This window comes from Pseudoclavibacter sp. CFCC 11306, from assembly GCF_008831235.1.
GTDB lineage: Bacteria > Actinomycetota > Actinomycetes > Actinomycetales > Microbacteriaceae > Pseudoclavibacter_A.
The window spans coordinates 76700-91848 of sequence record NZ_WBKF01000002.1 but is presented as its reverse complement, the minus strand read 5'-3'; the positions used below and the strand labels follow the sequence as shown (position 1 = coordinate 91848).

11 protein-coding genes and 2 tRNA genes are annotated in these 15149 nt (G+C 64.1%); 4 read left to right on the top strand and 9 right to left on the bottom strand.

The annotated features are described in order from the left end of the window. The first annotated feature begins 100 nt into the window (after positions 1-100). The 4 genes from F8O09_RS07245 to F8O09_RS07230 are packed head-to-tail and all read left to right on the top strand — an operon-like array spanning position 101 to position 3192. Complete coding sequence (locus tag F8O09_RS07245; protein ID WP_158054608.1) at positions 101-913, top strand: ABC transporter ATP-binding protein; 813 nt, start codon at positions 101-103, stop codon at positions 911-913. Beyond that, the gene (locus F8O09_RS07240; RefSeq protein WP_158054606.1) at positions 910-1566 is read left to right on the top strand and encodes an ABC transporter permease; all 657 of its coding nucleotides are present in this window, start codon (positions 910-912) and stop codon (positions 1564-1566) included. Before F8O09_RS07245 ends, F8O09_RS07240 begins: the two co-directional genes overlap by 4 nt. Next, positions 1563-2246 (top strand): ABC transporter permease, encoded by a 684-nt coding sequence (locus F8O09_RS07235; RefSeq protein ID WP_158054605.1) that lies wholly within the window; start codon positions 1563-1565, stop codon positions 2244-2246. The genes F8O09_RS07240 and F8O09_RS07235 overlap by 4 nt, the downstream gene beginning before the upstream one ends. A gap of 28 nt (positions 2247-2274) precedes the next feature. Next, positions 2275-3192, top strand: a complete 918-nt coding sequence (locus F8O09_RS07230; protein WP_158054603.1) for an ABC transporter substrate-binding protein — start codon at positions 2275-2277, stop codon at positions 3190-3192. A gap of 643 nt (positions 3193-3835) precedes the next feature. On the opposite strand, the gene F8O09_RS07225 is transcribed toward F8O09_RS07230, so the two are convergent. The 9 genes from F8O09_RS07225 to dnaA form a co-directional block, all read right to left on the bottom strand. Next, positions 3836-3908, bottom strand: a tRNA-Ala gene (locus F8O09_RS07225). A gap of 80 nt (positions 3909-3988) precedes the next feature. Further along, positions 3989-4065: transfer RNA gene (locus F8O09_RS07220), tRNA-Ile, on the bottom strand. Between the two features lie 85 nt (positions 4066-4150). Further along, a complete protein-coding gene (locus tag F8O09_RS07215; RefSeq protein WP_192497609.1) occupies positions 4151-4552 on the bottom strand; it encodes a DUF3566 domain-containing protein in 402 nt (133 codons plus the stop codon). 20 nt (positions 4553-4572) lie between these two features. Continuing rightward, positions 4573-7239: a DNA gyrase subunit A gene (gyrA, locus tag F8O09_RS07210; RefSeq protein ID WP_158036964.1), complete on the bottom strand. Its 2667-nt coding sequence runs from the start codon at positions 7237-7239 to the stop codon at positions 4573-4575. An 81-nt stretch (positions 7240-7320) separates the two neighbouring features. Further along, positions 7321-9267: a DNA topoisomerase (ATP-hydrolyzing) subunit B gene (gene gyrB, locus F8O09_RS07205; protein ID WP_225732938.1), complete on the bottom strand. Its 1947-nt coding sequence runs from the start codon at positions 9265-9267 to the stop codon at positions 7321-7323. Between the two features lie 226 nt (positions 9268-9493). Next, positions 9494-9973: a DUF721 domain-containing protein gene (locus F8O09_RS07200; RefSeq protein ID WP_158054599.1), complete on the bottom strand. Its 480-nt coding sequence runs from the start codon at positions 9971-9973 to the stop codon at positions 9494-9496. Further along, positions 9954-11165 carry a DNA replication/repair protein RecF gene (gene recF / locus F8O09_RS07195; protein WP_158054597.1) on the bottom strand — a complete coding sequence of 404 codons (1212 nt, stop codon included), beginning with the start codon at positions 11163-11165 and terminating at the stop codon, positions 9954-9956. The genes F8O09_RS07200 and recF overlap by 20 nt, the downstream gene beginning before the upstream one ends. 9 nt (positions 11166-11174) lie before the next feature. After that, positions 11175-12314 carry a DNA polymerase III subunit beta gene (gene dnaN / locus F8O09_RS07190; protein ID WP_158054595.1) on the bottom strand — a complete coding sequence of 380 codons (1140 nt, stop codon included), beginning with the start codon at positions 12312-12314 and terminating at the stop codon, positions 11175-11177. A gap of 1101 nt (positions 12315-13415) precedes the next feature. After that, positions 13416-14981: a chromosomal replication initiator protein DnaA gene (dnaA, locus tag F8O09_RS07185; RefSeq protein ID WP_225732966.1), complete on the bottom strand. Its 1566-nt coding sequence runs from the start codon at positions 14979-14981 to the stop codon at positions 13416-13418. Positions 14982-15149 lie beyond the last annotated feature (168 nt).

The window sequence follows — 15149 nt, the reverse complement described above, 5'->3', positions numbered from 1 at the left end:
GGGCCGAGCGCTGCACAGGGCTTGGGCGTCTGCCGGTTCGAGCTGCGTGAACACGGCGCTCAGCGAGCGGCAGGCCCAGGGAACGGCGGAAGGAATCCGGATGATCGAGTTCACGTCCGTGGCGAAGACGTACCCTGGCGGATCTGTCGCGGTCAGGAACTTCACACTGACCGTACCGTCGCATCGCACGGTGGCGCTGGTCGGCTCATCCGGGTCAGGCAAGACCACGCTGCTGCGCATGGTCAACCGCATGGTCGAGCCCTCGTCCGGCCGAGTGCTCATCGATGGTGAGGATGTACGCGCGCGCGACGCCGTGGCCCTGCGCCGGTCGATCGGCTATGTGCTGCAGGCCGGCGGCCTGCTGCCGCACCGCACTGTGCTCGACAACGTCGCCACGGTGCTGCGTCTCAACGGCACGAGGCGGGCACAGGCCCGCATCCGCGCCACCGAGCTGATGCAACGCGTCGGGCTCGATCCCGCCCTCTCAGAGCGATATCCCGCAGAGCTGAGCGGCGGTCAGCAGCAACGCGTCGGCGTGGCACGCGCCCTGGCGCCTGATCCGAACATCCTGTTGATGGACGAGCCGTTCGGCGCAGTCGACCCGATCGTTCGACGAGAGCTGCAGGATGAGCTGCTGAGGCTGCAGGCCGATCTCGGCAAGACCATCGTGTTCGTCACCCACGACGTCGACGAAGCATTCCGCCTCGGCGACGAGGTGGTCGTGCTGCACGATCACGGCGTGATCGCGCAGCAGGGAAGCCCGGCAGAGATTCTCGCCGCCCCCGCCAACGGTTTCGTCGCAGACTTCATCGGTGCCGATCGTGCCGAGCGCACGCTGCACGAGAAGATCGTCGAGGGCCGTTCGATCGTGCTCGACGGCCACGGCCGCCCGGTAGGAGTGATGGCGCCGTGACCTGGCTGACGCTCAACTGGCCGCAGGTCGTCGACCTGCTTCGCAGTCATGTGATGCTGAGCCTTCCGGCGATCGCACTCAGTGTGCTCATCGCCGTTCCGCTGGGTCGTCTCGCGTTCCGTCGACCTCGTATCGGCACTCCACTGCTGAGTGCCGCGACACTGCTCTATGCGATTCCGGCACTGCCCCTGCTGATCGTCATCCCGGCCATTCTCGGCATTCCTCTGCGGTCTGCGGCGACGATGACCATCGCATTGACCGTTTACGGAGTAGCTTTGCTGGTGCGCACCGCTGCCGACGCCTTCTCCACCGTCGAGCCCCACACCCGCGATGCCGCGATCGCGATCGGCCACTCGCCTCGTGCGGTGTTCTGGCAGGTGGATCTGCCACTCGCAGTGCCCGTGCTGATCTCGGGCGTACGTGTCGTGGCCGTCTCAACGATCGCGCTGGTCACCATAGGTGCTCTGATAGGCGTGCCCAGTCTCGGAACTCTGCTCACTGACGGATTCCAGCGCGGCATCACCGCTGAGGTCGTTACCAGCGTCGTGGCTACGGTGCTGCTGGCCCTGCTGGTCGATGTCCTGCTCTCTGTCCTCGGGCGGGCGCTGACACCTTGGCAGCGCAGTCTGCGACGACGTCGGAGGTCGGCATGAGTCTGCTGATCGATACGGTGGCATGGCTCACCGATCCTTCGAATTGGGCCGGCGCCGGCGGCATTCCCAGGCGAACCCTTGAGCACCTGGCCATCACCGGTGTCTCGATAGCCGCGGCAGGGATCGTCGCCCTGCCAGCCGGGGTGCTGATCGGACACACCCACCGCGGAGCGGCCACCATCGGTGCGATCACCGGTGCTGCTCGCGCGATTCCCACACTGGGACTGCTCACCCTGTTCGGTCTTGCACTCGGCATCGGGGTCCAGGCTCCGACACTCGCCCTCATCATACTGGCGATGCCCTCGCTGCTGGCCGGTGCATACGCCGGCGTGCAGGCGATCGAGCCGGCCGTTCCAAGCGCTTCCCGTGCCATCGGCATGAGCCCCCTCCAAGTCATTCGCCTCGTCGAGGTGCCGCTGGCGCTGCCGGTCATCGTCGGCGGACTGCGCGCGGCCACTCTGCAGGTCGTGGCCACGGCGACTCTCGCTGCGTACACCGCAGACACCGGGTTGGGGCGCTATCTGTTCACTGGGCTCAAATCACGCGACTACGCCCAGATGCTCGGGGGCGCTGTGCTGGTCATCGCGCTGGCCCTGCTGCTCGAGCTCTCCCTTGCCGCGCTGCAGCGTCTCTCAGCTCATCGTGCCAACCCTGCACAGCTGTCTGCTCGACAGCGTTGACCACCATCAAGAAGAAGGAACACAGAACATGTCACATCGGTCCAAGGTCATCACACTCGGCGCACTCGCGCTCACCGGATCCCTCGCGTTGACCGGCTGCGCCGGAAACGATCCCCTCTCATCCGGCAGCGACGAGGGCTCGTCGTCGAAGACAATCGTCATCGGCTCACAGGATTACTACTCGAATGAGATCATCTCCGAAATCTACGCCCAGGCGCTCGAAGGAGACGGATTCACCGTCGACCGTCAGTTCCGCATCGGGCAGCGAGAGGCGTACCTGCCTGAGATCGAGTCGGGCAAGATCGACCTCTTTCCTGAGTACACGGGGAATCTGCTGCAGTACTGGAAGCCAGATACCACTGCACGCCTGGCTGACGACGTCTACGGCGAACTGCAGAACGCGACTCCCGACGGTCTGCGCGTGCTCGACCAGTCGGATGCCAGCGATCAGGATTCCTATACCGTCACCCGGCAGTTCGCCGATCAGTGGAAGCTGAGCACGATCGATGACCTCGCCAACGTCACCGTGCAGATGACGCTCGGGGCCAACTCTGAGGCCGAGACACGCCCCTATGGCCCGAAAGGACTGCTCGACACCTACGGCATCACCATCGGTTTCACCCCGATCGAAGACGCCGGCGGCCCCCTGACCGTCAAAGCGCTCAAAGACGGAGACGTCCAGATCGCGAACATCTACACCGCAGACCCGGCGATCTCAGCCGACGATCTGGTCTCACTGACTGACACGAAAGGCCTCTTCCTCGCCTCGCATGTGGTGCCTCTGGCCAGCGACAACGTTGATGACAAAGCCGCTGCGATCATCAACAAGGTCAGCGCTGCGATGACCACCGACGACCTCATCGCGCTCAATGCACGCAGCGTCAACGAAGGCCTGCCGGCCAGCACCATCGCATCCGACTGGCTGGGACAGCAGGATCTCAACTGATCGTCCGGCGACGAACGAAGACTCCCGCCCGGGCGCAGTCATGCTCAGGAGACTCAGGAGCCGCCTGCACGGCCGAGGAGTCGGCTCTCTGCGACACAGCTTGGGCAACGTGGCCGACGGGGGAGCGAACGATTGAGGCGCCGCACCGATCCGCTGGGCCTGGTCGACGACATCATGGCCAGCAGCCTGATCGTCACGCTCGCTCCTCGACATCACATCGGTGCGATCAGTAGCTGAAGCCCGTTGACGCGACGAGGAGTCCACGCGCAGAAGGAGCCTGCGGAGACTCACCTCGTCCGTAGCACAAGACGGCCCATCTCGACCGCACGAAGCAGACATGAGTCCAGTTTGCCTCCACGGAGGCCGACTGCGAGCCATCGACAGTGTGACCCATAGAGAGCCGCACATCAAGAGAGAAGCTTCTGCACAAGTGGGCTCAACCGCAGCCGCTGGCAGCCGCATACGTCACAATCCGTGGCATAGGCCGCGTATCGCGACGATAGTCGCCGCACAGGAAGGGCGCGGGGAATGGCCACATCACGAGCCAGCAGCAATCGAAGTCATCGAGATGGATCTGCGATTACCAGCGCCCACGAAGAAAGCCCCGACTCTTCGCGAACCGGGGCTTTCTCGACGACTGTTGTGGAGCCTGCGGGAATCGAACCCGCGACCTCCTGCTTGCAAAGCAGGCGCTCTACCAATTGAGCTAAGGCCCCGCGTGCTCGCCTTATGATTCTGCACGAGCCTGAGACTACGGCAAGTCTGCAACCACGACGAGATTCACCAGAGTGCGCATTGGTGGGCCTACCTGGACTTGAACCAGGGACCTCTTCGTTATCAGCGAAGCGCTCTAACCACCTGAGCTATAGGCCCAATGCACAGCACCAGAAAAGCTTAACGTATAACCGGCGCTGCGCACAAGTCGAGATGCACGCGGGCATCCCGACCCGTGAGATCGCTACTTGACGTTGCTGAACGTGAGCTTCACGCCGCCCACGATGCGCGCCACCGCGTTGTAGATCACGGCCATCAGCCCACCGCCAAGCGTGCCGAAGATCACGGTCACGACGCCGGCCAGCAGAGTCAGACCCAGAACGCGACCGAAGCTGAAGATGCGCGCGACGTTCTCAGAACCGTCACTCGTCGTCGTCGAGAGCAGGTCGTTGATCGGCTGGAACATGCCCAGCTGAGCCACGAAGAGCCACAGCACGAACGAGCAGACCAGTTCGACGATCATCAGCGCCAGACTGAGCAGAAACGACACCTTCAGCGCCGACCAGGCGTTGATACCAGAGAGGCGCAGGTGCACCAGACGACGTGAGGCCTTCGCGCCAGAGCCACCCACCGGCGGGGGAGTCATGTTCATATTGTGGGTTCCTCTCACTGCTCTTCAGCCACAGCGGGCTGATCAGTGTCTTCAGTTGACGGCTCGACCGCTGCGGCTGCCTCGGCACCCGCTTCGGCATCAGCCACGGCCTCAGCCTCATCGAGGCTGTGCTCTTCGTTGCGCGCGACCGAGATCACATGGTCTTTTCCGTCGGCGCGCACGAAGACGACACCCATCGTATCGCGTCCCTTGGCCGGCACCTCCGCGACCGACGAGCGAATCACCTTGCCACCCGCGAGCACCACGAGCACTTCGTCGTTCTCGCAGACGATCAGCGCTCCGGCGAGATCGCCGCGGTCATCGTTCAGCTTGGCCACCTTGATGCCCTTGCCGCCTCGACCCTGCACGCGATACTGGTCGACCGCTGTGCGCTTGGCATACCCGCCCTCGGTGACCACGAAGACGAACTGCTCCGCAGCATCCGCATCGGCCGGAATCACCGACGCCGACAGCAGCGAGTCGCCCGCCCGGAAAGTGATGCCCTTCACACCCGAGGTGTCGCGGCCCATCGGGCGCAGCGTGTCGTTGTCTGCGACGAAGCGCAGGCTCAGGCCCTTGCGCGACACAAGCAGGATCTCGTCGTCGTCGTTCACCAGCAGCGCCGAGACGAGCTGGTCGTCGTCACGCAGGTTCACGGCGATGAGGCCAGCCGAACGCGGTGAGTCGTAGGCCTCGAGCCGGGTCTTCTTGACCAGACCGTTGCGCGTCGCGAGCACCAAGTACTGCGCCTGGTCGTAGCCCGAGATGTCAAGCACCTGCGTGACCGTCTCATCGGGGTTCAGGGCGAGCAGGTTCGCGACGTGCTGCCCCTTCGAGTCGCGGCCGGCCTCGGGCACTTCGTACGCCTTCGCGCGGTAGACCCGGCCGGCGTCGGTGAAGAAGAGCAGCCAGTGGTGCGTCGTGGTCACGAACAGGTGGTCGACGATGTCGTCGGCCCGCAGCTGCGCGCCCTTGATGCCCTTGCCGCCGCGGTGCTGCGAACGGTAGTTGTCCGAGCGGGTGCGCTTAATGTACCCGCCGCGAGTCATCGTGACGACGACCTCTTCTTCGGGAATCAGATCCTCCATCGACATGTCGCCGTCGAAGCCGAGCTGGATCGCGGTGCGGCGGTCGTCGCCGTACTTGGCGACGATCTCGCCGAGTTCCTCGCCGACGATCTCGCGCTGGCGCGCCTCGCTGGCCAGAATCGCGTTGTACTCGGCGATCTTGGCCTGCAGCTCGTTGTACTCGTCGGTGATCTTCTGCCGCTCGAGCGCTGCGAGCTGACGCAGCTGCATGTTCAGAATGGCGCGCGCCTGCAGGTCGTCGATGCCCAGCAGCTTCTTCAGGCCTTCGCGGGCGTCTTCGACGGTGGCGGATGCGCGAATCAGGGCGATGACCTCGTCGAGCGCATCGAGGGCCTTGAGGTAGCCCTCCAAGATGTGTGCGCGTTCCTCGGCCTTGCGCAGACGGAACTTGGTGCGCCGAACGATGACCTCGATCTGGTGCGTGATCCACAGGCTGATGAACTGGTCGATCGAGAGGGTGCGCGGCACCCCGTCGACCAGTGCGATCATGTTCGCGCCGAAGTTGTCCTGCAGCTGCGTGTGCTTGTACAGGTTGTTCAGCACGACCTTGGCCACCGCGTCGCGCTTGAGCACGATCACCAGGCGCTGGCCGGTGCGGCCCGAGGTCTCGTCGCGGATGTCGGCGATGCCCGAGACGCGTCCGTCTTTCACAAGCTCGGCGATCTTGATCGCCAGGTTGTCGGGGTTCACCTGGTACGGCAGCTCGGTGATCACGAGACAGGTGCGGTTGTGGATCTCTTCGATGTTCACCACAGCGCGCATCGTGATCGACCCGCGACCGGTTCGGTAGGCCTGCTCGATGCCTTTGCGACCCAGCACCAGCGCGCCGGTGGGGAAGTCCGGGCCCTTGATGCGCTGAATCAGGGCGTCCTGCAGCTCTTGGCGCGACGCATCCGGATGCTCGAGCGACCACTGCACGCCTTCGGCGACCTCACGCAGGTTGTGCGGCGGAATGTTCGTGGCCATGCCGACCGCGATGCCCACCGAGCCGTTGACCAACAGGTTCGGGAACCGGCTGGGCAGCACGACCGGCTCCTGCGTCTTGCCGTCGTAGTTGTCCTGGAAGTCGACCGTGTCTTCGTCGATGTCGCGCACCAGCTCGAGCGCGAGCGGCGCCATCTTCGTCTCGGTGTATCGCGGCGCGGCGGCGGGATCGTTGCCCGGCGAGCCGAAGTTGCCCTGGCCGAGCGCGAGCGGATAGCGCAGGCTCCACGGCTGCACCAGACGTACGAGGGTGTCGTAGATCGCCGAGTCGCCGTGCGGGTGGTACTGGCCCATGACCTCGCCGACCACACGCGAGCACTTCGAGAAGGCCTTGTCAGGTCGGTAGCCGCCGTCGAACATGCCGTAGATGACACGGCGGTGCACCGGCTTCAGACCGTCGCGCACGTCGGGCAGCGCACGCCCCACGATGACGCTCATCGCATAGTCGAGGTATGACTTCTGCATCTCGACGTTGAGGTCGACCTGCGAGATGTGCCCGTGGTTGTGGGTGCTGCCTGCGCTGCCGAACGAGACGCCCGAGTTCGGCGTCACGCCGGTGCTCTGGTCGTCGGTGCCCGGGTTCTCGGGGCCCTGTGTGTCGTCTGCCATGTTCTGCTTGTCTCTTTCGTCTGTGCGATTCGAGTGTGCGATGCGGATGCTGGGGTCACGCGCCTGAGCGCGTCACGGCCGTCAGATGTCCAGGAATCGCACGTCTTTCGCGTTGGTCTGGATGAAGGTGCGTCGTGAGTCGACGTCTTCACCCATCAGCACCGAGAACACCTCGTCGGCCTGGGCCGCGTCTTCGAGCTGCACCTGCAGCAGCGTGCGCGACTCGGGGTTCATGGTGGTCTCCCAGAGCTCTTCGTAGTTCATCTCGCCGAGGCCTTTGTACCGCTGGATGCCGGAGTCTTTCGGCAGACGGTGACCCGCGCCCTTGCCCTCGGCGAGCAGTTCGTCACGCTCTTCGTCGGAGTAGGCGAACTCATGCTCGCGATCGCTCCATTTGAGTCGATACAGCGGAGGCTGGGCGAGAAAGACGTGGCCCTGCTCGATCAGCGGCCGCATATAGCGGAAGAAGAACGTGAGCAGCAGCGTCGCGATGTGTGCACCGTCGACGTCGGCGTCGCTCATCAGCACGATCTTGTGGTAGCGCAGCTTGTCGTAGTTGAACTCCTCGCCGATGCCGGCGCCGAACGCCGTGATCATGGCCTGGATCTCGTTGTTCTGCAGTGCGCGGTCAAGACGCGCCTTCTCGACGTTGAGGATCTTGCCTCGCAGCGGCAGAATCGCCTGAGTCTCGGGGTTTCGGCCCTGCACCGCAGAGCCGCCTGCCGAGTCACCCTCGACGAGGAAGATCTCGCAGATCTCAGCGTTCTTCGACGAGCAGTCTTTGAGCTTGCCGGGCATGCCGCCCGACTCGAGCACGCTCTTGCGCCGGGTGGCCTCACGGGCCTTGCGTGCGGCGAGACGTGCCTGCGAGGCCTGCATGCCTTTGCGCACGATGTCTTTGGCCTGCTGCGGGTTGCGGTCGAACCAGTCGGCGAGCTGCTCTCCGGTGACCTTCTGCACGAACGCCTTGGCCTCGGTGTTGCCGAGCTTGGTCTTGGTCTGACCCTCGAACTGCGGCTCGCCGAGCTTGATCGAGACGACGGCGGTGAGTCCCTCTCGCACGTCGTCGCCCGAGAGGTTCTCGTCTTTGTCTTTGAGGATGCCCTTCTCACGCCCGTACTTGTTGATCAGCGTGGTGAGCGCGGCGCGGAAGCCCTCTTCGTGCGTGCCGCCCTCATAGGTGTTGATCGTGTTGGCGTAGGTGTGCACGCTCTCGGTGTACGCGGTCGTCCACTGCATGGCCACCTCGAGCGACAGACGCTTCTCGGTGTCTTCGGCCTCGAAGTCGATGATCGGGTCGTTGATGACCTCGGCCTTCTTGCTCGAGTTCAGAAACTCGACGTAGTCGACCAGACCGTGTTCGTAGTGGTACTTGACCTCGACCGGCTCTTCGCCGCGCAGGTCGGTGAGGGTGATGGTCAGTCCCTTGTTCAGAAAGGCCATCTGCTGAAAGCGCTGCCGCAGGGTCTCGAAGTCGTAGACCACGGTCTCGAAGATCTCGGGATCGGCCCAGAACGTCTGTGACGTGCCGGTCTCTGTGGTGGCCTCGCCACGCTCAAGTGCGGCGACCGGCTGCCCGCCGTCGCGGAACGACTGACGCCACACGTAGCCGTCGCGTTTGACGACGGTCTCGACTCTGACCGACAGCGCGTTGACGACCGAGATGCCCACGCCGTGCAGACCGCCAGAGACCGCATAGCCGCCGCCGCCGAACTTGCCGCCCGCATGCAGCACCGTCATGACCACTTCGACGGTCGACTTGTGCTCAGTGGGGTGCTCGGCGACCGGAATGCCGCGTCCGTTGTCGACCACCCGCACACCGTTGTCGGGCAGCAGCGTCACCTCGATGTGCGTCGCGAAACCGGCGAGGGCCTCATCGACGCCGTTGTCGACGACTTCGTACACCAGATGGTGCAGCCCGCGCGGGCCGGTCGATCCGATGTACATGCCGGGGCGCTTGCGAACCGCCTCCAGGCCTTCGAGAACGGTGATGTCACTGGCATCGTAGGAATGCGGCTCTTGAGTCATCGCGACGTGGTGCTCCTGGTTCTGTGGTGTGACCGACTCTGACGCAGAATCGTCACAGCTCAACTCACCCATTCTATCAAGAATCCGTCTCAACGGGCCGTATTGCCGCCTCAGAGCGAATGACCAGTCCTCCGCGTACAGACCCACGCCAGATCAAGGGGTTCGCGTTCAGACACCGCTCGTACGATCCGCGGCCGTACCCCACCGCGAACAGGCGGGCAGAGAGTCATCCGTAGGTGTCGCGCGGCCCGCGCCCGTTCACCGAGCGGATGCCTCGCTTCCACGAGGGCGCATCCGGCCCGATGAATCGCATGTCGGTGACCTCGACCTCGGGCAGCAGCTCGGCGATGCGGCCGATCAGACGGCTCTTCATCAGCCGCAGACTGGCCGCCCACGACGTCGACTCGCAGCGCACCTCGACCACGGTTCCGTTCAGCCGCGCGCTGGTGCGCTGCGCGACGTCCTCGCCCACGATGGTGTGCCATTCGCTCGCCAGCCGCGCCTTCTCGAGCGTCGGCTCCCAGCCTCGATCCTGGGCGAGCCGCCCGAGCACCTGGCCGATGCCGCGAAAGTCGCGGCCGGCCGCGAAGGGCTCGTCCGACCCGTCGCCGCGAAGGTTCCGGGTGCCCGGGCGGGCACCGCGGCGGGCGAAGATGCGGCGCATGCGCAGATAGACGAGGGATGCCTCATCGCGAATCTCGGCCATCGTCACCTCGCTCTGCGTTTGGGTGCACGTCGTCCGCAGTCGCGACCTCGACGTTTCCGTAGACGACCCCGTCGCCGGTCAGCTCGCCATGAGCCACGTGCACCGTTCTCGTCTCACGATCGCCGAAGCTCGGCACATCGTCAAGCACCGCGGCGGTGATCAGCACCTGCTCGTAGCCCGCAGCCAGCTCGATGAGTCGGCTGCGGCGGGCGCTGTCGAGCTCGGCGAACACGTCGTCGAGAATGAGCACGGGGTCACCTGCGGGGGAGGCCAGGCGCAGCGCCTCGGCCCCGGCGAGCCGCAGAGCGAGCGCGAGCGACCAGCTCTCGCCGTGACTCGCATACTCGCGGGCAGGCAGATCGTTGATCGACAGCAGCAGGTCGTCGCGGTGCGGCCCGACCGTGGTGACGCCGCGGTCGAGGTCGATGTCGCGAGCGGCACGCAGGCGGTCGGCGAACGCGGAGCGCACATGCTCGAGGTCGCCCGGGCGATCGGCCACCGTGTTCGTGACCAGCTGCGCGGTGGCTCTGGCGTCGGTGTCGGCGATCAGGTCGTAGAGGCGGTTGAGCGGTTCGGCCAGGCGTGCGACCAGGTCGGCACGCTGCACCAGCAGTTGGGCTCCGAGGTCGACGAGCTGCTCGTCCCAGATGTCGAGGGTGTTGAGCCCTGCGGCCGCGGTGCGTGCCGACCGCGCCGATTTCAGCAGGGTGTTGCGCTGTCGCAGCACACGCTCATAGTCGCCGAGCGTCTCGGCGAAACGGGCGCGGGTGCCCACACAGAGCTCGTCGAGAGCACGACGCCGCACCTCGGGGCCGCCTTTGACCAGGGCGAGATCCTCGGGAGCGAAGAGCACCGTCGAGAATTGGCCCTGCGCCTCGCCGACGCGTTTGGGGGCACGGTTGATGCGGATGCGATTGGGGCCGTCGAGATTCAGCTGCGCGTCGATCTGCAGCTGACGGCCTTCGTGCAGCACCGTCGCACGCACCACGGCCTGGCGCTGGCCGGCACGCACCATGGGCGCATTGCTCGAGACGCGATGCGAGCCGAACACCGAAAGATAGCGCACCGCCTCGACGAGATTGGTCTTGCCCTGGCCGTTTCGGCCGGCGAAGACCCAGATCTGCGGCCCCAGAGTGAGCTCGGCGCGCGTGTAGTTGCGAAAGTCGTGCACCTGGAGCGACTGCACGTACACAGCGGCTCGCTAGCGCAGCAGCAGGTTCGGCTGCAGCAGGTACTTGAACGCACCCGGCTGCTCGCCGTCTTTGCTGGTCTGGCCCGTGATCAGCACGGGGCCGGGCTTGTGCGGGTTGTCGGTCTTGGTGAAGGCCATCTTGGCGAACTCGCAGCGAGTGGAGTTCAGCCCGTCGATCAGAAACTGCGGCTTCATCGAGATGACGACCTCGTCACCGGTGAGAAACGCCTCGACACGCTCTCGAGCCTGCGCCTGGTCGTTGCCTGCTGCATCGAGCGTGACGCCGTCGAGGTTGAAGGTGAAGCGCAGCGGGCTCTCGCGATCGAGCACCAGCGAGACGCGGCGCACGGCCTCGATCAGCTCGGCGGTGTTGACCACGGCGTAGTTCTCGACGGTGTCGGGGAACAGTCGGCGAACGGGCGGGTAGTTGCCTTTGATCAGCAGCGACGTGACGGTGCGTCGGTTCGCGCTGAATGCGATGATCTCGCGATCGTCGTTCTTGATCAGAGCGACTTTGACGCTGCCCTGATGCGCGAAGGTCTTGGCGACCTCGTTCAGCGTGCGCGCAGGAACCAGAGCATTGCCCTCAGCCTGTCCGTCGTTGTTCCACTCGATGCCGCGCACGGCGACGCGGTAGCGGTCGGTGGCCAGGAACGTCAGTTCGCTCTCGTCGATCTCGATCTGCACGCCGGTGATGACCGGGGTGACGTCGTCGCGTGATGCGGCGACGGCCACCTGGGCGATCGCGTCGGCGAACTTCTCGGCGTCGACCGTGCCGACCCACTGATCGATCTGCGGCAGGCTCGGGTACTCCTCGAGCGGCATGGTGTAGAGCTCGAAGCGTGCTGCGCTGCTGACGACGAGCAGTTTTCCGTCTTCGAGCGAGAGGGTGACCTCGTCGCCGGGAAGCTTCGACGAGATGTCGGCGAGCAGGCGCCCGCTGACCAGGACGCTGCCCTCTGTCTCGATGTCTGCTGCCACAGCGGTCTGCGATGAGACCTCATAGTCGAAGGTGGCCAGATGCAAATCGCCGCCCTGTGCTTCGAGAAGAATGCCACCGAGGATCGGCAGGGTTGTGCGCTGAGGCAGCAGTTTCACCGCGAAAGAGACGGCCTCTGCGAGCAGGTCACGATTGATCTGGAGTTTCACGGATGCCTCTCTGTCGGAACTGCTGTCTTGGCCAGCGCATACCGCTGCACCCGCGCGACGTCTCGTCACTGAGACGATCGACGGTTCGGCCTGGTGCGCGGCGTGTCGCCGATCGCAGGCACAGAGGTACTGGTATGCGCGTGAGCGCACCCACCATCTTCGCACAATTCTGCGGCGACACAATTCTGGTGTGTCAGTGTGCGGCTCGAGGTGTTCCTCTCCGCTCAGAACCGTTGAGACAGCGACTATGAGATCAGAGCATGCGTCTCTTATTGAGAATCAGCAAGTGAGCGCTGAAACAGACGTGCAGCAGAGCTGCTCTTCTGCAATGTGCTCGACCATCGCTGTGGTGACGATGATCGTCGCTCTTCATGAGTACATCTTTCCCAGGCTTGCCGAGTGGGGGAAGAGAAGGTTCGTAGAGAGTTCGCTGTTGAAAGATGTAACTCTGCAAGGTTAACAACGCTTGTGGATTCCGTGCATGACCTGCTGTCGGCCAGAGAAAACCTGGGAACGACATCGATGTAGTTTGTGCACAGCTTGTGGAGAGCGCTGTGGAGAAAAGAGCGTGGTTCTGGTCAGAAGCGGCGTCTATGCACAAAAAACGTCGATTTCTCCCCAGTTCGGCCCAGTTATCCACAGATCTGTGGAGAGATATGTGGATAAAGTCGCGTATTTGGTGGTTTTCTTGGTTATCCACAGGGTGTGGACAAACCCGTGGATAGTTGCGGTCGCCCAAAACTACATCGGTGTAACTTGTGGAATTCACCTGTGGATTGTGGATAACTCGATCATCCGCCAGCAACCTGTCGTTCACCTTCGTGGCCGTGTCTACAGGGCGATTGAGAGACTCTCTGTGCCGGCGGAATGTGTCCCCCTGCGGCTCGAACTGTGCGCAGGGGGTGTGCAAGTGAGCAGGGGCGGGTGCATATGAGAGGCGCGGATCGGTGTTCTGGAGCGAGGGCGCACCGGAGGAGCTGTGCGTCCAGTGCGACGATGGCACCGGCACACTGTGGGTCGACGGCGGCCGCTTTCTCTGACGCCGGCGGGATGACCCCTCAGAAGGGGGCTGGCGAACCGCCAGCCGGGACAGCCCGCGGTCTAGCGGTGCGCCTGCTTCACAGCGGTCGAGATGTCGGTGACCTGGGTATAGATGTTGCGCTTCTCCTGCATCAGGCGCGAGATCTTGTTGTTGGCGTACATCACGGTCGTGTGATCGCGATTGCCGAAGATCTGCCCGATCTTGGGCAGCGAGAGGCTGGTGAGCTCACGGCAGATGTACATCGCGATCTGGCGAGCCAGCGCGATCTGCTGTGAGCGTGAGGTGCCTACGATGTCATTGACGCTCAATGAGAAATAGGTCGCCGTGGTCTGAATGATCGTGTCGGGGTCGACCAGGTTGTCGTCGGCCAGCGTGATCATGTCTTTCAGCGCCGTCTGCGCCAGGGGAAAGTCGATCGGCTTCTGCTCGATGCTCGCATAGGCGATCACTCGCAGCAGCGTGCCCTCGAGCTCGCGGATGTTCGAAGACACCTTGCTGGCGATCAGCTCCAGGATGTCTCCGGGCACTTCCATCTGTTCGCTCTCGGCCTTGCGGCGCAGAATCGCGATGCGCGTCTCGAGATCGGGTGCCTGCACATCGGTTGTGAGGCCCCACTCGAATCTCGAGGTCATGCGCTCCTGAAAGCCGGTCAGCTGTTTGGGCGGCAGATCGCTGGTGATCACCAACTGCTTGTTGTGATCGTGCAGATTGTTGAAGGTGTGGAAGAAGGCCTCCTGAGTGGAGTCCTTTCCCTGCAGAAACTGGATGTCGTCGATGAGCAGCACGTCGATGTCGCGATAGCGCGACTGGAACTCGGCCGCCTCGTTGCGCTGAATCGAGTTGATGAAGTCGTTGGTGAACTCTTCAGAGCTCACATAGAGCACTCGGATGTCGGGAAACAGGCTGATCGCGTAGTGGCCGATCGCATGCAGCAGATGGGTCTTGCCCAGTCCGGACTCGCCATAGATGAAGAGTGGGTTGTAGGCCTTGGCCGGGGTCTCGGCGACGGCGAAGGCAGCCGCGTGTGCGAAGCGGTTCGAAGCGCCGATCACGAAGCTGTCGAAGGTGTACTTGGGGTTGAGTCGATTGCCGTTGCCGCCGGCCGTCGGTTTGGGGGCGGTCGCCTGCACCGTCGGCACGCTCGGTCGAATCGGCGCTGCCGGCGACGTGGTCGCCGAGGGCTGTGTGGCGGATGTGCCGCTCGCCTCCGCCTCAGGGGTGTCGGCCGTGATGAGGCCGGTGACGCTTGCGGTCGCAGCTCCGGGCTGGGCCGCAGCGGCGGCATCCGTCGTCGACGTCGGGGCGGGAGCATGCGGATCGATGTCGAGCGCATGCAGACTCGGCTGCCGGGTCGAGGGCTTCTGCGGCGTCTGCTTGCTGACCATCTCGCGCAGCGACGAGTTGACGACCACGGCGAAGCTGGTGATGGCGGGGCCATCGGGCTGAACGGTGGAGAGCGCACGCATCACGGCGTTGCGTGCCCGATGCTCGATCATCTCTCGGGCGAGTTCGTCTGGCACTTCGAGAAGAATGGTGTCGCCGATGGCGCCTTTGGGATGGATCAGCCCGATGAAGCCGGAGAGCTGTCCGGTGATGTCGGGGTCGGACTGCAGGGCCTCGGCCATCTGCTGCCAGAAGCCCTCCGGGTCTGCTGTCGCATCGATCTGCGGCATGATGCACTCCCGGCCCTTTGTCACGATTCCACAGGGTTATGCACAGGATTACCCACATGTGTATAACTGTGGAAAGCCACTCCTATTGAGCCGCTCCGGATACGCTAGCGCGCTCGGATG